Below are 23178 nucleotides of genomic sequence, written 5' to 3' on the forward strand. Positions count from 1 at the left end.
CTCGCTGTCGTCTGTTGATGTTGCCTTGTGGGGACGACATTTGTGGCATGAACAGAGAAAGTCGACGAAAGCGCCTACCGCGGATTGGCTTGCTCGGCCTCCAGTTGCGCGACACGCGCGGCCAGGGCGTCGAGGTCACGCCGCAGGGCGGCGATCGTGGCGTCTCTCGGGACCGCCGCCTCGGCGGCGCCCTCGAGGACGAACGCGCCCTTGCCCTGATGGGTGCTCACGAGGCCCTCGGCACGCAGTTCGCCGACGGCGGAGCGGGCGACGGTGATCGAGACATCGAAGTCGCGCATCAGCGCGGCGTAGGACGGCAGTTGATCGCCCGGCTCGAGCTGGCCGTTGCGGATCTTCTGGCGAAGCGACTCGGCGACCTGTAGGTACGCCGGCTCCCCCCGGGTCCAGTCGGGCACGGGCCGCACATCCTCTCGCTCGACGCAGGCAGTGGAGCCTCGTCGGTCACAGCATGCCGCGCGGCCATTCGAGGGGGAACACTTGACGCACTATGAGGCAGAGTGCACTGTGAGACACTGTAGGCAACGACGATCAGGAGAGACATCGTGAGCAGCGAGAACGAGCAAGTGGAGAAGGTGACGGCGCCGGTTCGTGCCCAGGTGCGGACGTCGGCGCTCGACCGGGCAATCCGGAAGCGTGCGGAGGGCGTGCCGTCCTACACCGTCCCGGAAGCCGCAGCGCTCCTGAGCATCTCGCAGGAGTACCTCTACCGGCTGATCCAGGCCGGGGAGTTCCCGGCTGTACGGATGCGACTCGGTGGCAGGCACGGACGCTATGTCGTCCCGGCGAAGGCTGTCGAGAAGGTCCTCGACGAGGCCGTCCACGGATGTTCGACTTCGGCCGACACTCCTGCGGACGTTCGCGGCGGTGTGGCGTGAGTGCCGTCGGAGTCCTGATCTTCATGTCGCTCCTGGGGGCGTTCATCTGCGCGAAGGTGCGGGTCGCCGGTGGCGCCGTCGCCTTCTCCCTGATGGCCCTGGTCCTGTTCATTGCCACACCGGTCGGGCAGGGCTTGCCGGAGGCGATCGGATCGTTTGTGAACGCGATCGACAGCGCCTCAACGCCGGCACTGGGCGGCGACAGCCAGCACGCAGGGGTCGACCAGTGAACGGCATGCAGGTGGCCGAGGCAGCAGGGACGCTGGCGAGCCCAGTGAGTCCGAGCGGTGTCCGGAACTGGCGAGATAGCGCGGCGTGTCGTGGTGTCGACCCTGAGGTGTTCTTCCCACCGGCTGAGCGCGGACCGCAGCGGGCTGCGGCGGAGGAGCAGGCGAAGCAGGTGTGCGCGGGTTGTCCGGCCCGCGCGGCGTGCCTGGTGTGGGCTCTGAAGGCACTCCCGTACGGAGTGGCCGGCGGCCTGACGGAGCAGGAACGGAGCGCGCTGCGAAGCGTCGGTTCGCGGCAGACCCGGGAGTCGTCGGAGCCGGTTGTCGTAGTGCCGGTCGTGTACGCGAAGAGAGGACCGTCTCGGGGTGAATTGATCGCGGCGGGGCGCAGGGCTCTCGCCGATGGAGCGTCCCGCGATCACGTGGCTGAGACCTTCGGGGTGTCTCGTCGCACGGTCGATAGGTGGGCAGCCTCTTCGTCCGCGCCCGCTGGCTCCGATCGGGTGGCGGCTGAGGTCCCTGCCGGGGTCCGTCGGCTCGGCGCGTCACACGATGCCGCGAACGGCGGGCGCCGCATCGCAACCACCGCCCCACCGCCCGAGCAGCAGGCGGGGGAGGGGAGTCCGGCTGCAACCGGGACTCCCCTCCGAATCTCCACAGCACACGAGGCCCTGGCAGGCAACACAGCACCGGAAGGAAACCGATCCTAGATGCACCCCAACGACTGTCAACGGCCAGCTTGATCTCCCCGCTGGCGGCCAGTAGTTCTCCCCACTGGTGGCCAGATACTTCTCCCCGACGGCGGCCAGATATTTCCCCGCCTCGGTCGTGCGTGGTCAGCTCAACGGGCTCACCCCCTTGCCGGCGGTGGCTTGTGCGAGCCGGTAGCTGTCACCGTCGGTGACGACGATGTGGGCGTGGTGCAGGAGCCGGTCGACCGTGGCGGTGGCCAGGGTCTTGGGCATGATCTCGTCGAATCCTGACGGGTGCAGGTTGCTGGAGATGGCCAGGGAGCGGCGTTCGTAGGCGGCATCGACGAGCCGGTAGAACCCTTCCGCGGCGTCCGGGCTGACCGGCAGGAGCCCGATGTCGTCGACGATGATCAGGTCCGTGCGGATCAGTCTCGCGAGTGCGCGGGTGATCGAGTCGTCGGCGCGGTGACGACGCACGAGGGCGCCGAGGTCTTCGATGGTGAACCAGGCCACGGTCATCCCCGTCTCGACCGCGGCCTGACCGAGGGCTTCGCAGAAGTGGGACTTCCCGGTCCCGGACGGCCCGCAGACGCAGAGGTTCTCCCGCCGGCTGACCCACTCCAGCGAGGTGAGGGCGTCTTGGGTGGGGCGCGGGATGCAGGACGCGCCCGCGTCCCAGTCGTGCAACGTCTTGCCGGCGGGGAACCCAGCTCGTTGGCGGCGGGTGCGCAGGTTCGTCGCGTCGCGGCCGGCGGCTTCCTCGGCCAGCAGCACCCGGACGAGCTCGGCATGGTCCCAGCGTTGTGCTCGCGCGGTGGGCACGAGTTCGACGAGGTGGCGGCGGATGTGGGGCAGCTTCAACCGCCGCGTCAGCGCGACGGCCTCGGCGAGCGGGTCCCCGCCCGATGCCGGCACTGATCCGGTGGCCGCGTTCATGACGGCCCTGCCGGGTCGAGCCCTGCCGGGTCGAGCCCTGACGGGTCGGTTTCGGGTGGTGGGGTGATGCCGAAGCCGGACCAGGCGGAAGTGCCGGGTTGCAAGCTGTGGTCCTCGCTGGCGCGGATGGTGGGCTTGTTGACGTTGCGGCCGGCTTGGTGGGCGAGGATGCGCAGGACGTCGTTCTCGGCGAACCGGCCCGCGACCGCGGCCGTGCCCAGCGCGCGGTCGACCTCGCCGGGTGGGTGCAGCTTCGCCAGCGCGACCGCTTCGGCCATCTTCCGGCGCACCCCGCGCGCACCCGCCCCGGCCGCCTCGACCAGCCAGGACGCTGCGCCCGGGCCGAGCGCCAGGAACTCGGCCTCCGCGGCACTGCCCGCGCGTGGGGTGCGTTCTCCGGCGGCGTTCGCGGCCGTGGTGGGTGGCGGGTAATGCTCGTCGCGGATCGAGGGCGTGCCCGGCGTCGAGCGGGCATGGCGGGCGACCTCTGTGGGGCCGCTGCCGGGTCCGTGCCCCTCCAACGGGGCATCGACGGCGGTGATGACCAGGTCGTCGCCGTGGAACCGGACCCAGACTCGAGTGTCGACCAGCTGATGCGGCACCGAGTAGCGCACCCCGTCGACCGAGACGGTGGCGTCCCAGTTCACCCGCCGGGTCGTGCCGAACGCGACGGTGAACGGCCGATCGGGCAACGGATGCAGCCGGGTGCGTTCCTCGGCCAACGCCTCGACCGGCGGGCGGCGGGTCTCCCGATGCGGCCGCGCGTTGACCTGCTCGCAGAAGCTTCGACACGCCGTCTCAAGCTGAGCGAAGGTGCGGTACTCCTCGAGCAGGTTCGCCGCGGTCGGGACGAGGTCGGCCTTGGAGATCCGCACCGTCGCTTCGGACCCGCCCTTGGACTGCGGGTCCGCCGGCACGCAGGTGCGGATCGTCATCCCGTAGTGCCGCCCGACCGCGACGATCTCCGGGTGGCGCACCGCGATCCCCGCGACATGATCGACCGACACGGTGCGTTCGTTGTCGGTCAGCGCGTAGGTCGGCACCCCGCCCAGCCGGCGCAGCGTGGTGTCGATGCAGGCCACGATCGTGGGCAGGGTGCGGTCGAAGACCGCGAGCACGACCCGGAACCGCGACCAGGCCAGCCACGCGCACCACAGATTCGTGCGGCGCCCGGCAACGCGGGGGCCCTCGCCCCAGTCCCACTGCAGCCACAGCCCCGGCTCGACCACCCACGGCCGAAACACCCGCCGCTGCCCGGCCCGCAGCCGGGCCTTCACCTGCGCGACGGTGCGGCGGGTGGTGCGCTCCCCGCCGGTGAAGCCCATCGCGAGCAGCCGCTCGTGCACCACGTCGGCGCGCACCCGCCCGTCGGAGCGCACCACCAGTTCTTCGATCTTGTCCAGGTACTCATCGATCGGTCGTGCCCGGTGCTCGCGAGCGACCGGGGGTTGACCGGCCTCCCGCAGCGCCACATAGCGGGCGACGGTGTGGTGATCACAACCGGCCAACTCCGCGGCGGCGCGGTAACTGCCCGTGAGGTCGAACGCCTCCAGGATCTCCATGATCTCCTCGTCTCGCTTCACCGGCAGACCCTCACCACCGGCATCGGATGCTTGATCACCGGGGAGATATCTGGCCGCCAGCGGGGAGATCGCTGGCCATCAGTGGGGCGGTAAATGGCCGCCTACGGGGAGTTTGGACTGGCCGCTGTCAAACGACACCCACTACGACTCCGACGACCGCCCCGAGGCGGTCCGCGAGGTCGCCGCCGGCGCAAAGGCCTGGCGCGCTGCGGTGCACGCCCAGCGGACCGCCGACCCGGATCACGCGGACTTCTACGCGATGACCGCGGACCTGGTCGACACCCTCGCCGCGGTGGCCGGATTGGCGGAGGTCCTGGCCTGGCAGGTCGCCCGCTACGGCGACACCCGCCCCGTCTACGACGACAGCGGCGTGGTCGACCCCCGGGAGCGGCTCGACGCCGCCGCGCTGGACCTGCACGAGCTCGCCGCATGCGTTCGTTCCGCGGATCGGGTGGCGAACACCTTTTGGTCGCGGATCGGCCACATCGGCGTCCACGACGAGCCGACCGACCAGCAGGTCGCGACCGGCGAGGTCGTCGAGGTGTCCCGATGAGCGCGCCGGCGTCGGCGACCTCGGCGATCGTCGGGCTACGTCGGTGGGCACGTGGGCATAGTCCGCAGGTCGCGGCTGCGGTAGGGCTGCTGATCGCCCACGGCACGTGGCCGGCCCGGCAGGAGTTCCGTGACGCGTGCATCGAGCGCGACCGCGACGGGACCTGCTGGATCGACTGGACCGACGTCCGCGAAGCCTTCGACGCCGGCGCCTTCATGAAGGCGTCGACGAGCGAGATTGCCGTGCTGGACCTGGCGATCGCGCTGGGAGAGGACCGTTTCCGGTTCTCCCGCATGGGCCCGGCGAACGCTCGCGCGATCGCCGACGTCATCGCCGCAGCAGTCGGGGTGACCCGATGAACCTGTGGACCGTTCTTCTTCCCATCGCCGCGGTGGCCGCCTCAGTCTGGGCGGCCAAGCGGGGAGCGAAGGTACTCAGCGCTGGTCTCGGTCTGTTCGCCCTGCTGCCGCTCACGGCGCCGGTGATGGTGGTCGGGCTGCCGCTGCTGCTGATCGTCGGCGCCGCTGGCGGTGTGTGGGCGTGGCATCGGTGGACGCGGTCGTCGGCGACGGTGAACCGGTGGGGCTCCCGGTCCCGGCGCAAGTCCGGGGTCGCCTCGAGCCTGGACGTCGTGCGCTTCGCCGGCTCGGCGGCGATGCGTCGCCGAGCCGGTGGAGTCCGGCCCTCGCTGGCCGGGATGGACCGCCGAGACCGCTGGCGCCTGCCCGTGCCCGAGGTCGCCGTGCGGTTGTGCCGCAGCGGGTTGCTGTGGGTGTGGTCCTCGGTCGAGGACGTCACCCTGATCTTCGGCGGCCCCCGCACCGGCAAGTCCGGCTGGCTGGCCGGGCAGATCCTCGACGCCCCCGGCGCCGCGCTCGTCGCCTCCACCCGCGGCGATCTCTACGAGCGCACCGCCAGTGCGCGGGCGGGACGCGGCCCGGTGTGGGTGTTCAACGCTGTCGGCCTCGCCGGGCTGCCCTCGACGGTCACCTTCGACCCGATCTCCGGGTGTGCGGATCCGGTGACGGCGGGGGAACGAGCGACGGACATGCTCGCCGCCACCACTCGCGCCAGCACCTCGGGGGATCGGGAGTTCTGGGATGCCCAAGGGCGGCGGGTACTTGCCGCCCTGCTCCACGCCGCGGCCCTCGGCGACAAGTCGATGCGCGACGTCCTCGGCTGGCTCGCCGACCCCGGCGCGGCCTCGCGGGAGGTGACGGTGCTGCTGCGGCGCAGCCCGGAGCCGGCGTTCGAGCTCGACCTGGGCCAGTTCCTGGGCACGAACGACCGGACCCGGTCCTCGATCACCTCGACGATCATGCCCGCGCTCGGCTGGCTCACCAGCCCCGCCGCGAGCGCCGCAGCCGGGCTCGGCGAGGAGCAGCCGTGGGCCCGACCGCTGAACGTCGACGAGCTCCTGGCCACTAACGGCACCATCTACCTGCTCGGTGGGGAGGAGGCGCAGGTCGCCCCGCTGGTGTGCGCGTTGACCGGGCACATCGCCCGCCAGGCCCGCCGCACCGCCGCCACCCGACCCGGCGGACGCCTCGATCCGCCGCTGCGACTCGCGCTCGACGAGGCGGCGCTGATCTGCCCGGTCCCGCTCGAGAGCTGGACGGCGGACATGGGTGGGCGCGGGGTCAACATCCTGTGCGCGTTCCAGTCTCGCGCCCAACTCCTCGCCCGCTACGGCACCCACGACGCAGCCACGATCCTCAACAACGCCGGCGCCGTCATGGTCTTCGGCGGTACCCGCGACCGCGACGACCTGCAGTTCTGGTCCACCCTCACCGGTGAACGCGACGAGCCCGCCGACACCGTGGACCCGGGGCGGCACACCACGGCCCACCGAAGACGCAAGACGGCGGTGCTCTCGCCGGCGCAGATCGCGAACCTGCCCGCGGGGCGGGTGCTGGTGATCCGGCGGGGGATTCCGCCGGTGATCGGTCGGGCGCAGATGATCTGGCAGCGCCCCGAAGTCCGGCGGGCCGCATTCGCCGACGAGCACCCGGAGCTCGCCGAGCGCCTCGCGCGGTGCGCGGCCTGGTGGCAGACGTTGCCGGGCCGGATCGGTCGGCTGGGACGTCGCCGCACCCAGGTCCGCGGCGTCCTCACCGCCAGTCCCCACGAGCCGGCGTCGGAGCGTCCCCGGCTGGTCGTCGTCGACGCCCTCCCGCTCGAAACCGACGACGGGGACCACCGGCCGACCGGCTGACCTCGTCTCCCACTTCCCGGGCTGCCGGCCAGACCCGCCTACGTCAGGTGGGTCTGGCCCGGCGTGCCCCAAACTACCCAGGAGCATTCGCATGACCAGCAACAACACGCCGCCGAGTGCAAACGAGGATGGCTGGGTGGGCCCGCTCGCCGGGTTGGCCCGCCTTGTCGACGGCCTCCGCCGTGACATCGACCCCCTCACCCCGCTCCCGCAACGCGTGGAGGAGCTGGCCGAGGTCCTGGCCCGGCTCTCCGAGACCGTTGCGTCGATCGCCAACCGCCGCAACGCCGGCCCCGCGCCCAGCTGGCTGCTCGCGCCCGAGAGCGCCGAGGACACCGCGACGCTGCTCGACGAGCTTTCCGGCTGGATGGCCGCGATCTACCTCAGGTATCCCGACGGAGTCGCGACGTTGCCGGACTGCTGGCTCTGGCATCCAGACGTCATCGAGGAGCTGGTGTGGCTGATGCACGCCTGGTCGGCCGCCTACCAAGGCCCCGCTGCCTCGGTCGCCCTCGCCGGGGACTGGCACGACCGCCAACGCCCCGGCGTGGTGCGCCGCATCCGCCAAGCCGTCGGCTCCTGCTCACGCGAGCGCCACCGCGACCGCCCCGGCCGACCCCCACTCCACACCGGCCGTCCCGCCCTGGCCGGCGCCGAGCAACTGCGCGAGATCGCTGCCTGGTGGGCGATTGGTCGTGACGCGACACCGCCCGAGCCCGCTCAGCTCGACTCGGAAGGAGCCTGGACATGACCAGCACCCCTTACCACCGCATGGGCGAGCGGCCGAATTGGCTGTGCGAGCGCGACGTCGAGGCCGTCGCCGAGTTCCTCGACCCCTGGATCGCCGCCGCAACTCAGACCCCGGGCTACACCGAGGTCCCGTTGCTGGGCACTGCGCAGTGGGCCGAGGCCGACACCGAGGTGAAGCTCGCGGCGGTGGCGGTGTTCGTGCTCGGCTGCCTGGTCGAACGCGACCCGGTCATGATCGCCGCCCGCCTGGCCGCGGAGATCGCTGTCGTCCGGACCGCGCGGTTGGTTGCCGCCCGGCAGGCCTCGCACGCCATCTCGGCGGGCGCGGACTGGTCCGCGGTCGCCCGGCGTCTGGTCCAGCGCGGCACCGACGATGGCCGGGAACGGCGGCCCCGATGACCGGCAGCGGCCGCGGGGGTGGCCGGTGGGTGTTGTGGCTGCCGGGACTCGTCGTCGCCGTCGGCGCCGCGGCCGCGACCGCGCACGGCCTCTACGAGGTCGCCGTCGCCGCCCGGGTGCCGACCTCGATCGCCTGGATCTACCCGCTGATCACCGACGGGCTCGCCGTGGTCGCCTACACCGCCACCGCCCGCCTGTCCGGCTCGGCGCGCGGCTACGCCTGGGCGGTCGTGGTCCTGTCCGCTGGACTGTCCGGGCTGGCGCAGGCGGTGTTCCTGGCCAGCGACCCCAGCCCGGCCGTCCCGGCCGGGTTGGCGGTGCCCGGGGCGTTGCGGTTCGGCATCGGCGCCTGGCCGGCCATCGCGGCCGCGCTGGCCGCGCACCTGCTGCACCTGCTCGCCGCCGACCACCCCGCTGCCGAGCACGCCGCCGTCGACGACCAGCGTTCAGCCGTTCAAGCCGAGCCCCCACGTTCAACGGTCAGCGTCCAACCCGACCCGTTCAACGGTTCAGAGCGTTCAAACCGGCGTTCAACGGGCCGTTCGGAGGCGTGGACTGCGCCGCTGCCGACCATCGAATGCGAACCCTCGAGGGAGGCGGCGTTCAACGTCGACGACGGGGTGGTCACCCCGTTCATCGGACGCATTGAACGCCTCCAAGGCCACGGCCAAGAGTCGCCGGCGCGCGACCGCGCGCTGGCCGCCGCCGCCCGCCTGACCGCCCGCACCGGAGCGCTGCCGACCGTCTCCGAGCTCGAGACCGAGGCCGGGGTCTCCCGGGGCACCGCCGCCGCGGTGCTCAAGGCGCTGCGCGAGGACGAGCCCGCCCTCCGCGCGCTGCGCACGGCCGCGCCGGACCGCGGCACCGCCGAGCGCGACGGCCTCACCGACGACGCGAAGGACGCCCCGTCATGACCGCCACCGTCATCCCGCACCCTCGAGCAGCACACCTCAGCGACAAGCCCCGCACGACCAAGCAGCACTCCAGCAAGACCGACAAAGTGACTGAAACGGACCAAACCACTACAAGATCAAAGCCATCACACCATTGCATCACGATCCGAGGGGCCGTTCCGGCCTTCGGCCGCCCGGCAACCGCCCATCCCCGCGTTGATCTTGTTGGGTCGGGTCTCCCGACGGGGGCGGGATGGTCGTGGTGCTGAAGATCAGCAACGGCTACAGCCCGGACTACTTGCTCAAGCAGGTCGCGACGGGGCGGGAGAACTACTACACCGGCGCGGTCGCCGAGGGGGAGCCGCCGGGGCGCTGGTGGGGTGCCGGGGCCGAGCGGCTGGGCCTGCGGGGTCTGGTCGAGGCGCAGGACATGCGGGCGGTCTACGAGCGTTTCCTCGACCCGCGTTCCGAGGGGTTCAACGACCCGTCGCGGTGGGACGAGGTGAGCACGCTGGGGCAGACCGGTCGGGTGTACAAGACGGAGGACGAGTTGTACGCCGCGGCGCTTGAACGCGAGCCCGAGGCGAGTGCTGAACGCCGGGTTGAACTGCGTACAGAAGCGGGCAAGAACGCCCGGCGCAATGTCGCGTTCTACGACGCCACGTTCAGCGTGCAGAAGTCGGTGACGCTGCTGCACACCGCGTTCGAGGCGAAGGAGGTCGCCGCCCGCGCGGGCGGGGACGAGGTGGCTGCGGCGGCGTGGGGGGAGTTCCGGGCGGCGGTGGAGGAGGCGATCTGGGCGGGCAACAACGCTGGCCTGACCTATCTGCAGGACAGGGCCGGCTACACCCGAGTTGGCCATCACGGCGGGGTCGCCGGCCGGCACGCCGACGCCCACGAGTGGGTCGTCGCGTCGTTCTTCCAGCACGACAGCCGCGACCACGACCCGCAGCTGCACATCCACAACACGATCCTCAACCGGGTCGAGGGCCCGGACGGCAAGTGGCTGGCCGTGGACGGGCGCAGCCTGCACCGGTGGCGGGCGGCCGGCGCCGCGGTCGCGGAGCGCACGACCGAGGAGCGGATCACCGCCGCGCTGGGGATGCTGTTGGCGACCCGCCCGGACGGGAAGGCCCGCGAGGTCGTCGGGGTCTCGGCGCAGGCGATGGCGCTGGTGTCGTCGCGTCGGCGGGCGCTGACCGCGAAGGCGGCGGAGCTGGTCGCCGACTTCGAGACGCGCTATGGGCGGGCCCCGACCAGCTACGAGCGTGAGCGCATTCACCAGGCAGCCACGCTGGTCACCCGTGAGGCGAAGTCCCATACCGGGGAGACCCGCGCGCAGCTGCTGGATCGGGTCGACGCGCGGATCCGCGCCGACATCGCCGGCGGCCTGGCCGGGGTCGCGGATGCGGCGCTGGCCGCCCGCAGCCACAAGGTCGGGGCACAGGCGTGGTCGCCGACCGCGGTCATGCAGACCGCGCTCGCCGACGTGCAGTCCCGCAAGTCGACCTGGACCCGGGCGGACCTGACCGCGGCGATCAACGCGGCGCTGCCGGACTACCTCGGCCTCGCCGACGGAACCGAGATCGCCACCCTGCTCGACGAGCTGACCGAGCAGGCGTTGGCGTTCGCGACGCCGATGGACACCGCCCGCCCCGCCGAGGAGGTGTTGCCGGCGGCGTTGCGGCTGGCCAACGGGGATTCGGCCTACGCGAAGCCCGGTGGGCGGCTCTACTCGACCCCGGATCACGTGCGGATCGAGCAGGTGCTCACCGCGGCCGCCGCCGAGGGCGGCGCCGCCGCGCTGCCGGCTCATGCGGCGGCGCGGTTCCTCGCCGGGCTGGCCGAGCAAGGCATCGAGCTCGGCGTCGACCAGGCCGCCGCCGTGCGGGGCGTGCTCACCTCCGGAGCGCGGATCGAGTCGCTGGTCGGGCCGGCTGGGACGGGCAAGTCGTTCGTCGTCGGCGCGATCGCCCGCGGGTGGACGACCGCGGACCGCCCCGATGGCACGGCCGCCGGCCGGGTGTTCGGGCTCGCCACCTCCCAGGTCGCCACCGACGTGCTCACCGGGGAGGGGCTGACCGCCCGCAACGTCGCCCGCTGGCTCGCCACCCAGGACCGGCTCGCCGCCCCGCTCGCTGAGGGTCGGGCGGTCGGTGACAACGCGGGGTGGGCGCTGCGCGGCGGGGACCTGGTGGTCGTCGACGAGTCCGCGATGACCGACACCGCCGCGCTGGCCGCGATCCACCGCCACGTGGACGCCGCCGGGGCGAAGCTGCTGCTCGTCGGGGACCACAAGCAGCTCGCCGCCGTCGGCGCCGGCGGTGGCATGGACCTGCTCGCCGGCGCCGGCGCCCGCTACGAGCTCGCCGAGGCCCGCCGGTTCACCGCACCGTGGGAGCGCGGGGCGTCGCTGCGGCTCCGCGCGGGCGACGAGACGGTCCTGCGCGACTACTTTGAGCAGGGCCGGCTCGTCGACGCCGGCACGCCGGAGGCCGCCGAGCAGTCCGCCGCGACCGCATGGCTGGCCGATACCCTGGCCGGGCGCCGGTCGCTGCTGCTGGTCGACACCAACGACCAAGCCGCGAAGCTGTCCGCGCAGCTGCGCGCCGAGCTGGTCCGGCTCGGCCGGGTCGCCGAGGACGGGGTGCCGCTGGGGTTGCAGGGCGTCTACGCCGGGGTCGGGGACCTGGTCCAGGCCCGCCGCAACGGCTGGCACCTCGCTGGCGTCGAGGGCAACCGGCGCGGGCCGATCAACCGCGAGACCTACCGGGTCACCGCGACCCGCCCCGACGGCTCACTTGAGGTCGCGGTGATCACCGGTTGCGGCCCCGGCGGCGACGAGCTGGGCGAGGCGATCGTGCTCCCTGCCGACTACGTCGCCGGACACATCGCCCTCGGCTACGCCTCCACGGTCCACGCCGCCCAAGGCGCGACCGTGGACACCAGCCACACCGTCGTCACCGGCCAGACCGGGCCGGCCGCGCTCTACGTCGGCATGTCCCGGGGCCGCGCCAGCAACACCGCCCACGTCACTACCACGACCACGGTGGCGGACCCGGCCGACGGTCGACCCGACCAGACCGAGCACCGCCACCCCGTCGCCGTGCTGGCCGGGCTGCTCGACCCCGACGACCTCACCGTGTCCCGCTCCGCCCTGGCGACCGCGGCCGACTCCGCCGCGAAGATCGGCAGCCTGCGCGCGGCGGTGGAGCTGCTCGCCGACGCCGCCCAGCTCGCCGCGACCGAACGCACCGCCTCCTGGCTCGACCAGCTCACCGCCGACGGCGTCCTGTCGATCGCGGACCGGCGGCGGATCGCCGCCGAGGACGGTGCCGCGTCGTTGACCCGGATCCTGCGCCGGGCCGAGCTCGCCGGCCACAACCCGCGCGCCGTCCTCACGGTCGCGGTCGAGGGCCGGCCGCTGGACGGGGCGCGGAACCTGACCAACGTCATCTACACCCGCATCACCGACGCCGGCCTGCCGCTGGACCCGACCGCCGACACGTGGGCGGCTCGCGTTCCCCGGCTCGATGACCCGACCTGGCAGACCTACCTCGACCAGCTCGCCGGCGTCATCGACGAGCGCACCGCCGCGCTCGGCGCAGCCGCGGCCGACGAGCAGCCGGCCTGGGCGGTCGAGGCGTTCGGGCCCCCGCCCGCAGACATCGAAGGCGGGCAGCGGTGGCGGGCCGCGGTCGCCGCCGTCGCCGCGCACCGCGAACTCGGCGGCCTCGACGCCGCCGCCGAGGACAGCCGCGGCGACGTGCTCGGCCGCGCGCCCAAGCCCGGTCAGATCGAGCGCTACGCCGCCTACCGCGCCGCGTGGGCGGCGCTCGGGCGTCCCGAGGTCGCCCGGGAGACCGCGGAGCTCTCCGACGGGCAACTGCGGATGCGGATCCGCGGCGCGGCCCGCGACGAACCCTGGGCGCCCCGATTCGTCGGCAACGAACTCGCCGCCACCCGCCAAGCAGCCGACGCCCACCGCCGCACCGCCACCCTGCGCCGCGCCGAAGCCGACGCCGCCACCGACCCGGCCGAGCAGACCCGGCTCATTCAGGAAGCTACTGACGCGACCGCGCTGGCCGAGACCCTCGACGCGCGTACCACCGAGCTGGAGCGGCTCGACGACGTCCGCGCTCGCTGGCTCGCCCACACCGCTGGGAACCGTGCCGCCGCCGACGAGGCCCGGCGCGTGCTCGCCGACCGCCACGCCGACACCGAGCCCGAGCCGGAGGTCACCGCCGAGGAATGGCTGGCCGTAGCCCGCGCAGCCGAGGCGGCCGAGGACCCCTACCGCGACATCACCGACACCGATCTCACCGACCTGACCTCCGATGCTGCAGCCCCGCCTGAGCACCGGCGCGACGGCGAGGCCGTGCTGGTCGAGACCGCCGTCGAGGACGTTCGCGAAGCAGCGGCCGGCGAACCCCGCCCCACCGGTGAGGACGTGGTGCGGGTGCCCAGCGCCGACGAGGTCACCGCGGCGCTCGACCGCGCTGCCCGCTCGCTACGTGAGATCGAAGCCCGCGAGCTCGCTGAGCAGGCCGAGGCCGAGCACCGCGCCGCCGAGCTCAACCGCTGGCACACCGACGACGTGCGCCGTGAGGTGCTGGAGATTCGAGTGGAGGTGGAAGACCTTTGCCTCTGACCTGTCGCAGCAGGTCGGTGAAGCTGAGGGCAGCCTGACCCGGGTGATGGCGGGGAGGGCGGGAGCAGCCCTGACAAAGCCGGGACGTGCCAGCACTGCCAGATGGTGCGGGCTCGGCGAGCGTGATGGGAAGGAGTACGCGAGGAACCGGCGTTTTACGTCTCTCAACGTGCCACCGGCTCAACCTGGCGGATCTGGGCCGGAAGCGGTGCGCACCCGCCGCGCTGCAAGCGTGTCGGGGAACTCCCGGGCTGGCATGTCGTCGCTGGTCGGGAGGCCACGAGGAAGGTCTGCGGCGTACTCGTGGCGATGCCGCAGGGACAGAGTCGGGCTCCTAGTCCATCGAGCGAATCACAGTGAACACGGGAACCCTCCCGGGTCTTGCCCGCAGGCTGCGTGTCCGACGTGGCGGGTGGGCTGAGCGCATCGACCGCTGAGCGATCCGGGTGGGGGCGGAGCCGCCGTAGTACTCCGAGCCGGGGAGAGCCCGCGCACATGGGGAAGGGCGGCAGCGGTTTCGAGAAGGGAGGAGGCTGCAATGCCGAAAGACGCGCCGCCGAATGGCGACGCTCCAGAGCCGGCGACCCGGGAAGGGTCGTGGGCGCGGGTATCGGGGATGCAGGCCAAGCTTCACCATTGGGCGGCGTCCGAGCCTGGCCGCCGGTTCGACGACCTGTTCAACCTCCTGCACGACCCGGCGACGCTGAGGGTGGCGTTGGATCGGGTCGCTGGCAACACCGGGGCCCGGACTCGTGGCGTGGACGGCCTTCGGGTCGCCGACGTCGAGGACGACATCGGGTCGGCGGTGTTCCTGGACGACGTGCGCACCCAGCTCAAGACGGGTGTGTTCCTGCCCCTGCCGGTGCGGGAACGCAAGATTCCCAAGCCAGGTGGGAGCGGGAAGCTGCGTGCCCTGGGCATTCCCACGGTCGCGGATCGAGTTGTCCAGGCCGCGTTGAAGTTGGTGCTGGAGCCGATCTTCGAGGCCGACTTCCGTCCGGTCTCCTACGGGTTTCGGCCCAAGCGGCGAGCTCATGACGCGATCGCTGAGATCCACTTGTTCGGCACCAACGGCTACCGGTGGGTGCTGGACGCGGACATCGAGGCGTGTTTCGACACCATCGACCACACCGCCCTGATGGAGCGGGTCCGGGCGAGGGTGAGCGATAGGCGCGTCCTGGCGCTGGTCAAGGGGTTCCTCAAGGCCGGGCTGCTCACTGAGCTCGGCGAGGAACGGGACACCCCGACCGGCACGCCGCAAGGGGGCATCCTGTCTCCGCTGCTGGCCAACATCGCCTTGTCGGTGCTCGATGAGCACCTGCACCGGCCATGGCGGCCGGGTGGGGAGATGTCGACCAAGTATCGACGCGGGCGCCGTCGCGCCGAGGAGTTGCCGACGTGGCGGATCGTGCGCTACGCCGATGACTTTGTCGTCCTGGTCCACGGGACCAGGACCGACACCGAGGCGGTGCGTGAGGAGGTCGCTCGTGTGCTCGCACCGATGGGTCTGCGGCTCTCACCGGCCAAGACCACGGTCGTGCACATGAGCGAGGGGTTCGACTTCTTGGGGTTCCGCATCCAGTGGCGCCGCAAGCGAGGAACGAACAAGTGGCACGTCTACACCTTCATCGCCGACCGGCCCGTCCGGTCGGTGAAGGCGAAGATCCGGGCCCTGACCCGCAGGAACTCGCAGCTGGACCTGGGATACGTGCTGACTCGGCTCAACCAGATGATGCGCGGCTGGGCGGCCTACTTCCGCCACGCGGTGGCCAAGCACACCTTCGCCGTGATCGCCGAGTTCGCCTGGCGACGGGTGGTCACGATGGTGCGCAACCGCCACCACTGGCAGTGGGCCGACGTCCGTCGCTGGCTCATCGGCCCTACCGGGCGATGGCTACCACCAGCGGCTGACGGGATCGAGCTGTTCAACATGGCGACGGTGCCGGTGACCCGGTACCGCTACCGCAGCAAGATCCCCAACCCTTGGGTCCTACCGAGCAACGCCTAATGACAGAAGCCGTGGAGAGCCCGTTGCGTGGAGACGCGCACGGCGGGTTCGGCGAGCGGCCTGGGGAAACGGGCCGGGAGAAACCCCGGCACCGCGCCCCAGGCCGACTCAACCACGCCCATGCCGACGACTACGAGGCTGAGATCGGCGACGACTACGCCGACGCCCTCGACTCCGCGCCGGCATAGCCGAGCCGGCGAGGACCTCTCAACGCACGGCGGCCGGACCTGAATCGAGGTCGGCCGCCGTGTCGTTGGACGTGGCTCAGCCCGCGACGGCCGATCGTGCGCGTTCGGAGATCGCCCACAGCCTCGCTTGGCACTCCTCCCGCTCGGCGGCGAGGATGCGCTCGGCGTTGCCGTCGAACACCGGGCCATCAGCCGCGGATCCGGCAGCTGCCCGAGAAGCCACGCCAGCGCCACCGTCACCCCATGCATGTGCTGGCGGGTGTAGCCATCACCCACCCGGGCCGCCCACCCGTCCGCGCTGATCCGATCCGCCGGGGCGATACCCCGGGCGGCCCACCACTTCGAGCCCGGATACGGGGCGCTCTCGGCGATCGCGTCCGCGACCAGCAGCGCCGCCAAGGCCGCCGACTCGGTCGGCAAGCCCTCACCCAATGGCCCGCGCGTCTGTTCGCCGTCCTCCGCGCCCAGCCACGACAGGCTCACCCAGGACCCCAACGCCTGCGGCGCCCGCGTCGTGCCGAACACCCGCAGCAGGAACTGTTCGGTATCCTCGACGGCCCGCAGCGGCGGGACAACCCACTCCGGCACACTGCGCAACGTCGACATGGGTCCGAGTGCGTCGGTCGCCACGGACAATTCCGCCGTCAGCAATGGTGCCGAATTCAGATGGCTATTGACATGAGCGCGTCAATTTCTGCGCGCGGTCATTCTGTCTTCGGGAGCCGAGCCGGTCCCTCGGCGGTGATCGGACTGCCCAGAAGCGCCGGTTCCCGCTGTCTGTCCCGGAAGGGTCTACGGCCGGGCGGTGACGGCGTCGCGTGCGGCGGGCGTCGTGGCGAAGATCTGTTCGAGGAGGGGGCGCACGGCCGGGTTCTCGACGGTGTAGTAGACGAATGTGGCTTCGCGGCGGTTCTGCACGTAACCAGCCAAGCGCAGCTTGCTCAGGTGCTGGCTGACCGCGGTGGGTGTGGCGCCGACGAGCTCGGCCAGGCAGGCGACGGAGCTCTCGCCCTGCAGCAGGGCCCAGAGGATCTTCATCCGGGTTGGGTCGGACAGCATGCGCAGCACGTCGGCCGCCCGGCGGACCTCGTCCTCGGCCGGCATCTCAAACCCGGCGATCGACTCGTGCACGCCGGGAGTCTATCGGACCTGAACACCTACGAAGTCGTTCAGTTCATGATCTTATAGGTCACATCCCTACGTACCTTCGCGTATACGTAGGTACGTTGACTTGTATGCGTCAGGTGCTACGGGTGGTCGAGGTCAGGTGGGCGGCGGCGTCGCTGGCGGCGTTCGTGGTCGCGGTGATGCTCGGCCTGGTCGGGGCGCCGTCGCCGGTCACCGTCGCTGCCTACCTGGTCTGCTATCTGGCCGGCGGGTGGGAACCGGCGCTGGAAGGGCTGCGGGCGCTGCTGGCGCGACGACTGGACGTCGACCTACTGATGATCGTGGCCGCGGTCGCGGCCGCCGCGATCGGGCAGTGGTTCGACGGTGCTCTGCTGGTGGTCATCTTCGCGACCTCCGGCGCGCTGGAGGCGGTGATGACAGCACGCACCCGCGCCAGCATCACCGCGCTACTCGACATCACCCCCGACACCGCGACCGTGCTCGACCCCACCGACGGAGACGACGCCGGGGACATCGAGCGGGAGATCCCTGCGCTCGAGCTCGTCGCCGGCCAGGAGGTGCTCGTGCGGCCCGGTGAGCGGATCCCCGGTGACGGGCGGGTGGTCGACGGGGTCTCGGAGGTCGACACCGCGGGCCTGACCGGGGAACCGGTCCCCGTGCGTCGCGGGGTCGGCGACGAGGTCCTGGCCGGAACCGTGAACGGCACCGGCGTACTGCGGGTACGGGTCCTGCGTGACGCCGCCGACACGGTCGTGGCGGGGATCGCCGCGCAGGTCGAACGGGCCGCCGAGACCAAGGCGCGTCGGCAGCTGTTCATCGAGCGCGTTGAGGCCCGCTACTCGGTCCTCGTCGTCGTGGCCACGCTCGCGCTGCTCGTGGAGCCGCTGCTGGTCGGCGCCGCGTTCACCCCGACGCTGCTGCGAGCGATGACGTTCATGATCGTGGCCTCGCCGTGCGCGGTCGTGCTGGCCACCATGCCGCCGCTGCTGGCTGCGGTCGCGGTCGCCGGACGGCGCGGGACCCTGGTCAAGGACGTCACCGTCATTGAAGCCCTCGCCGACATCGACACCGTAGCCCTGGACAAGACCGGCACACTGACCACCGGACGACCCCAGGTCACCAGCATCACCGCACTGGGATCTGCCGATCGTGACGCCGCGCTCGTGATCGCCGCTGCAGCCGAGGCCGGCAGCGAGCACGCGCTGGGGCAGGCGGTACGCCGGCACGCGGTCGCTGTCGGCCTGGACATGCGATCAGCTCAGGAGTTCACCGCAGTCCCGGGCGAGGGCGTGCGCGCCCGCGTCGACGGATCCGAGGTACTCGTCGGCCGCCCGCAACTGCTGGCCAAGCCCGACCCGGACATCGACGCCATGGTCGCGCAACTCCAGGACGACGGCCACACCGCGGTGCTGGTCATCATCGACGGCGAAGCGGCCGCGCTCGTCGGGCTGTCGGACAAACCCCGCCCTGGTGCCGCCGACGCCGTCCGCGCGCTCGGCCAAGAGATCGGCACCGAGCCCGAGATCTTGACCGGTGACGCGGCCCGGCCGGCCGCTGTCCTCGCCGACCAGGTAGGTGTGCACCGGGTGCACGCTGACCTGTTGCCTGCGGACAAGGTCGCCGTGATTCGCCGGCACCAGTCCAGCGGTCGCCGCGTGCTGGCCGTCGGTGACGGGCTGAACGACTCCCCGCTGCTCGTGGCGGCCGACGTGGGTCTCGTCGTTGGCGACGCCGCGGGCGGAGGCGCGGGCGCTCTGACCGTGCAGGCAGCCGACGGGGTCCTCACCCGTGACCCCCTCGGCGCACTGGCCCCGCTGGTCACCCTCGCCCGCCGAGCCCGCCGCATAGCCCGGGTCAACCTCGCCTTTGCCGCCGCAGTCATCGTCGGGCTCGCGGCATGGGACCTGCTCGACACCCTGCCGTTGGCCCTCGGCGTCGCCGGCCACGAACTGTCCACGGTCATCGTCTGCCTCAACGGCCTGCGACTCCTCACCAGCCCTCGCTCGACCAGCCCGACACCGACTGCCACTTCGGCCCAGACCGCAGATACCCCGATCGTGACCTCGGCGAGGACAGCGGCAGAGGAGGGCCGGTTCACGTCGACCTCAAGGCGGTGATCAACTCGTTGTCGAGTGACCAGCAGGAAGCTGCCGACGTCGATGCGGTGACCGCAACGACCGCATGGGGATAGGCCCACAACGGCTTCCTAACGGGCCAGGGGCGACGCAGGGCACCTCAGGGCCGCGCGGGGAGTGTCCGATGGCGGCCGGGTGTAACAGGCGGCCCGCAGGAGGCGATACTGGTGGCGGTTGTCCGCCCGGTCTGTTGTGTGGTGGACCTTGGGAATCGCGATCGGTGGGAGGTGAGGCTCGTGCAGAACAGTGAGCCCCCCAGTAGTAGCCGGTCGCGGTTCACCGTGGCGGCGGGTTGACGATTCGTCCCCCGGTTCTCGCTTTTTCTGTTTGATCACCAGGCTGCGATTGGTGCCTTGCGGTGCCGGTGTCGCGGTGGCAGGGCCGTTATCCGGCTGCGCGTGCGGTGATTCCGTGACCGTTTCCTCCGTGTTTGTTGTGGCATCGATAGGAGTGAATGATCATGGTGAGCATGCCGGGAGCGGAGTCGTTGCGCCGGCGGGCGCAGCAGGTGCGGGCGCGCCGACCGGTGCGGGGCGTTTTGGTGTCGTTGGCCGGCTTGCTGGGCCGCCCGGTGTTCAACCAGGCGGGGGCCGGTATCGGGCAGCTGGTCGATGTGGTGTGCCGGTGGGCGGGCGAGCCGTATCCCCCTGTGACCGGGCTCGTGGTCAAGATTGGGCGGCGCCGGGCCTACGTGCCGGCCGAGGTAGTGGACCGGATCGAGCCCACCGCCGTGCGGCTGCGCTCAGCGCGGCTGGACCTGCGGGATTTCCAGGTGCGCGGCGGTGAGGTGCGGTTGGCGCACGATGTGTTGGATCACCAGATGGTGGACACCGACGGGGTCCGGGTGATCCGCGCCTCCGATCTCTATCTATCCGAAATGGATGCTATGTGGCGGTTGGTGGGTGCCGAGGTCGGGTTGCGGGTGTTGGCCCGCAGGATCGGCCCGGCGCGCTGGCGGGCTCGCCCGGCGCCGGACAAGGTGATCGACTGGTCGGCGATCCAGGCCCTGGGCGGGTCGGACCAGGAGGGCGCTGCTGCCCGGCAGGTGCGGCTGCGCACACCCAACGCCGCGCTGACCGCATTGCGTCCGGCTGAGCTGGCCGACCTGCTCGCCGAGCTGGGCCGGGAACCGCGCAACGAGCTGTTGGAGATGGTGCAGCCGGGCGCGGCGGCCGACGCGCTGGAGGAGATGGAGTCCTCCGAGCTGGAGTCGCTGTTGCGCGAGGCGCCGACCGGCCAGGCGGCGGCGCTGCTCGCGCAGATGGAGCCCGACGAGGCCGTGGACGCGTTGCGTGAGCTGCCCGAGGGTGAGCGCGACCGCCTGCTGGCAGCGGTACCGGCCGAGCAGGCTGACCGGCTGCGGGGGCTACTGGGCTACGACGAAAGCAGTGCGGGCGGTGTGATGACCCCGGTTCTGGTCACCGCGACCCAGACCGACACCGTGGGCGTCGTCGTGCACCGGTTGCGCGCGCAGGCCGACCACGCCGGCGAGCTGGACGCGATCTGCGTGGTCGACCCAGAGGGGCGACTGATCGACGACGTGACCACGCTGGAGCTGCTGCTGGCCGACAGCGGTACCCCGATCGGGCAGCTCGTGGGAGCACCGTGGCCGGTGACGGTCGCCCCCGACACGCCGCTGCGCGAGGTCGTGGAGCAGTTCATCGATGCCCGCCGCCAATCCGTCGTCGTCGTGGATGACGAGCACCGCCCCGTGGGCCGCATCCTCGCCGACGACCTGGTCGATGCCCTTGTCCCCGATCGCGGCCGGTTCCGCATCTTCCCCCTCGTCCCCTGACAGCCCGCTCTCCCGGCGACTCGCACCATGCCGTCGCCCCGGCGCGCCTGCCCGGAAAGGCCGCTTAGTCATGGAATCCACCACTCGCACCGCACCGGCCGCCGAGGATGCTCGGCCGACCGGGCTCCCGCCCACAGGACGAAGGTGGCGCCGTCGACTCGTCGCCGCGCTGGCGATCGCCGGGCCCGGCCTCATCGCAGCCAACGCCGGCAACGACGCTGGCGGCATCGCCACCTACGCCTCCGCGGGCGCCCAGTTCGGCTACCGCACGTTGTTCTTTATGCTGCTGGTCACCGTTGGACTGGTCCTGGTGCAAGAAATGTGCGCCCGGCTCGGCGCCTACACCGGCGTCGGGCTCGGCGCTTTGATCCGCGAACAATTCTCCATCCGCGTCTCTGCGTTCGCATTGCTGTGCTTCGCTATCGCCAATATCGGACTAGTCGTGTCGGAGTTCGCCGGAATCGCCGCCGGAATGCAACTGCTGGGAGTGTCGCGCTACATCTCTGTGCCGATCGCCGCGGCCGCGATCTGGGGCCTGGTCATCTTCGGCTCCTATCGATACGCCGAAAAAATCTTCCTGGTCCTGTCAATGGCGTTTCTGGCCTATCCGATCGCAGCGATTCTGGCCCACCCCGACTGGGCCGAGGCCGGCGCCCAACTGGCCCTGCCGCACTTCGTCGCGTCCAAGGACTTCCTGCTGCTCGGCGTGGCGCTGATCGGCACCACCATCACCCCCTACATGCAGTTCTACGTCGCGGCCGCCGTCGCGGACCGCGGCATCGGCCCGGCCGACTACCCCCGCGAGCGTGTCGACACCGTCGTTGGTTCGATCTTCGCCGACGTGATCAGCATCTTCATCATCATTGCCACCGCGGCCGCCATCACCACCCGCGCACCGCTGGATTCCGCGGCGCAAGCAGCCACCGCCCTGGAACCAGTGGCAGGACGCTTCGCTGGTCAGCTATTCGGACTCGGCCTGCTCGGTGCCTCCGCCCTCGCCGCCGCCGTCGTACCCCTCTCCACCTCGTACGCCGTCGCCGAAGCCGTCGGGGTGGAAAGCTCGGTCTCTCGTAGCTTCCGGCAGGCCCCGCTGTTCCTGGGCCTATTCACCGGGCAGATCGTGCTCGGCGCTGCGATCGCCCTCATCCCCGGCAACCTCATCGAACTACTCGTCCAGGCCCAGGTCCTCAACGGCATCATCACACCCATCCTGCTCGCCTACGTCCTCATCCTCGCCAACCGCCGAAGCGTGCTCGGAAACGCCGCCAACGGCCCCGTCTTCCGCGCCATCGCCACCGCATGCGTGGTCGTCGTCGCCGCGTTGTCGGCCACCGTGCTCGTCCAAACGATCCTCGGCTGGTTCGGTCTTGGCTAACACCCGAGCACCACGCCATCGTCACCAGGGCCCGGACCAGCAGGCGGCGCTGCCCGGCCCGCACCGGTGCGCGTCGTCTGATAGCTGCGGCAACGTCTGAAATGCGGTCCGGCAGGCCCGGCCCGCTACTTCTACTTCGCGTAGGAGAACACCTACAGTGTTCGGGCCGCCACATACTGTCGAGAAGGACGGCCACGCAGGAACCATCTTCGACACCTGTGGGCCGGCCTGGTGATGGCGGGCGTCGTGCTGGTCGCGACCGCCACCAGGCCCGCCGTGGCCATCGCTGTCCCTCTTGTCGCGACCCTTCGGCGCTTGCAGACGGGCCGCGACAGCACATCAGGTGAACTCCACGGTTTCAAGATTGACGAACTGCTCGACTGTGCGTGGGGGCTGGGCTGAATCGGGCGATCAGTCGACATCGGGGAACGAGTTCCCGATGTGACCTCGGTCACTGCATGACCGACAATCGTTGCCGCATCGCGGCGACGAGGGGGAACACGAGTAGCGAGACCCCCCGAGTTGGACGCCCGTTCCTCGCCACCCGCAGCAGCGCCCCGGGAGCGGTGGCGGCCGTGCCGCGAGGACGCGTCCTTTGGTGAGGCCCGTCGTCGATCTACCGCGGCCGACTGAGCTCCTCATGGCACGAGCTCGCTCGTCGGAAGGAAGCGGCACCACCGCGTCCCAGCTCACTCCGGGCGGAAGGTGGCAGGGGCAGGTGGGAGGGCGAATCCGTCGGCGGCCGTGGTGGTGC

The 23178-nt window shown here is 71.4% G+C and carries 19 protein-coding genes; 14 read left to right on the forward strand and 5 right to left on the reverse strand.

Features of this window, described 5'->3' with window-relative positions; all coding sequences use genetic code 11:
* Positions 1-74: 74 nt before the first annotated feature.
* Positions 75-416 carry a winged helix-turn-helix domain-containing protein gene (locus PSED_RS00125; protein WP_013672248.1) on the reverse strand — a complete coding sequence of 114 codons (342 nt, stop codon included), beginning with the start codon at positions 414-416 and terminating at the stop codon, positions 75-77.
* Between the two features lie 147 nt (positions 417-563).
* On the opposite strand from PSED_RS00125, the gene PSED_RS00130 reads away from it, so the two are divergent.
* Genes PSED_RS00130 through PSED_RS00140 form a run of 3 tightly spaced genes read left to right on the forward strand, consistent with a single transcriptional unit; the run spans position 564 to position 1833 of the window.
* Positions 564-896, forward strand: a complete 333-nt coding sequence (locus PSED_RS00130; protein ID WP_013672249.1) for a helix-turn-helix domain-containing protein — start codon at positions 564-566, stop codon at positions 894-896.
* The gene (locus tag PSED_RS00135) at positions 893-1126 is read left to right on the forward strand and encodes a hypothetical protein (protein WP_049803265.1); all 234 of its coding nucleotides are present in this window, start codon (positions 893-895) and stop codon (positions 1124-1126) included. The genes PSED_RS00130 and PSED_RS00135 overlap by 4 nt, the downstream gene beginning before the upstream one ends.
* Before the next feature lie 5 nt (positions 1127-1131).
* On the forward strand, positions 1132-1833 hold the full coding sequence (locus PSED_RS00140) for a WhiB family transcriptional regulator (RefSeq protein WP_083845382.1): 702 nt from the start codon (positions 1132-1134) through the stop codon (positions 1831-1833).
* A 126-nt stretch (positions 1834-1959) separates the two neighbouring features.
* Here PSED_RS00140 and istB read toward each other — a convergent pair whose 3' ends face one another.
* Positions 1960-2751, reverse strand: coding sequence for an IS21-like element helper ATPase IstB (gene istB, locus PSED_RS00145; protein ID WP_013672251.1), 792 nt, complete (start codon positions 2749-2751; stop codon positions 1960-1962).
* The gene (gene istA / locus PSED_RS00150) at positions 2748-4334 is read right to left on the reverse strand and encodes an IS21 family transposase (RefSeq protein WP_013672252.1); all 1587 of its coding nucleotides are present in this window, start codon (positions 4332-4334) and stop codon (positions 2748-2750) included. The genes istB and istA overlap by 4 nt, the downstream gene beginning before the upstream one ends.
* A 112-nt stretch (positions 4335-4446) precedes the next feature.
* On the opposite strand from istA, the gene PSED_RS00155 reads away from it, so the two are divergent.
* The 8 genes from PSED_RS00155 (at position 4447) to ltrA (ending at position 15803) form a co-directional block, all read left to right on the forward strand.
* Positions 4447-4887 (forward strand): hypothetical protein, encoded by a 441-nt coding sequence (locus PSED_RS00155; RefSeq protein WP_013672253.1) that lies wholly within the window; start codon positions 4447-4449, stop codon positions 4885-4887.
* Positions 4884-5246: a hypothetical protein gene (locus tag PSED_RS00160; RefSeq protein WP_013672254.1), complete on the forward strand. Its 363-nt coding sequence runs from the start codon at positions 4884-4886 to the stop codon at positions 5244-5246. Before PSED_RS00155 ends, PSED_RS00160 begins: the two co-directional genes overlap by 4 nt.
* The gene (locus PSED_RS00165) at positions 5243-7102 is read left to right on the forward strand and encodes a type IV secretory system conjugative DNA transfer family protein (protein ID WP_013672255.1); all 1860 of its coding nucleotides are present in this window, start codon (positions 5243-5245) and stop codon (positions 7100-7102) included. Before PSED_RS00160 ends, PSED_RS00165 begins: the two co-directional genes overlap by 4 nt.
* Positions 7103-7193: 91 nt before the next feature.
* Positions 7194-7853, forward strand: a complete 660-nt coding sequence (locus tag PSED_RS00170; protein ID WP_013672256.1) for a hypothetical protein — start codon at positions 7194-7196, stop codon at positions 7851-7853.
* Positions 7850-8251 carry a DUF2742 domain-containing protein gene (locus tag PSED_RS00175; RefSeq protein ID WP_013672257.1) on the forward strand — a complete coding sequence of 134 codons (402 nt, stop codon included), beginning with the start codon at positions 7850-7852 and terminating at the stop codon, positions 8249-8251. The genes PSED_RS00170 and PSED_RS00175 overlap by 4 nt, the downstream gene beginning before the upstream one ends.
* On the forward strand, positions 8248-9165 hold the full coding sequence (locus tag PSED_RS00180) for a hypothetical protein (protein ID WP_013672258.1): 918 nt from the start codon (positions 8248-8250) through the stop codon (positions 9163-9165). The genes PSED_RS00175 and PSED_RS00180 overlap by 4 nt, the downstream gene beginning before the upstream one ends.
* Positions 9166-9397: 232 nt before the next feature.
* Positions 9398-13795, forward strand: coding sequence for a MobF family relaxase (gene mobF, locus PSED_RS00185; protein WP_013672259.1), 4398 nt, complete (start codon positions 9398-9400; stop codon positions 13793-13795).
* Positions 13796-14333: 538 nt separating this feature from the next.
* Positions 14334-15803, forward strand: a complete 1470-nt coding sequence (gene ltrA / locus PSED_RS00190) for a group II intron reverse transcriptase/maturase (protein ID WP_013672260.1) — start codon at positions 14334-14336, stop codon at positions 15801-15803.
* Here the strand turns inward: ltrA and PSED_RS00195 are convergent.
* The gene (locus tag PSED_RS00195) at positions 15800-16597 is read right to left on the reverse strand and encodes a hypothetical protein (protein ID WP_041759128.1); all 798 of its coding nucleotides are present in this window, start codon (positions 16595-16597) and stop codon (positions 15800-15802) included. The genes ltrA and PSED_RS00195 overlap by 4 nt on opposite strands.
* A gap of 186 nt (positions 16598-16783) precedes the next feature.
* A complete protein-coding gene (locus PSED_RS00200; RefSeq protein WP_013672262.1) occupies positions 16784-17122 on the reverse strand; it encodes an ArsR/SmtB family transcription factor in 339 nt (112 codons plus the stop codon).
* 122 nt (positions 17123-17244) lie between these two features.
* Between PSED_RS00200 and PSED_RS00205 the strand changes: the two genes are divergently transcribed.
* From PSED_RS00205 to PSED_RS00215, 3 genes are all read left to right on the forward strand, one after another.
* On the forward strand, positions 17245-19236 hold the full coding sequence (locus PSED_RS00205; RefSeq protein WP_233899246.1) for a heavy metal translocating P-type ATPase: 1992 nt from the start codon (positions 17245-17247) through the stop codon (positions 19234-19236).
* A 472-nt stretch (positions 19237-19708) separates the two neighbouring features.
* The gene (locus PSED_RS00210; protein ID WP_143770300.1) at positions 19709-21049 is read left to right on the forward strand and encodes a magnesium transporter MgtE N-terminal domain-containing protein; all 1341 of its coding nucleotides are present in this window, start codon (positions 19709-19711) and stop codon (positions 21047-21049) included.
* A gap of 70 nt (positions 21050-21119) precedes the next feature.
* Positions 21120-22424 (forward strand): NRAMP family divalent metal transporter, encoded by a 1305-nt coding sequence (locus tag PSED_RS00215; protein ID WP_013672265.1) that lies wholly within the window; start codon positions 21120-21122, stop codon positions 22422-22424.
* Positions 22425-23178: the final 754 nt, after the last annotated feature.

Origin of the sequence: Pseudonocardia benzenivorans CB1190, from assembly GCF_000196675.2 — a bacterium.
Taxonomy (GTDB): Bacteria; Actinomycetota; Actinomycetes; order Mycobacteriales; family Pseudonocardiaceae; genus Pseudonocardia; species Pseudonocardia benzenivorans.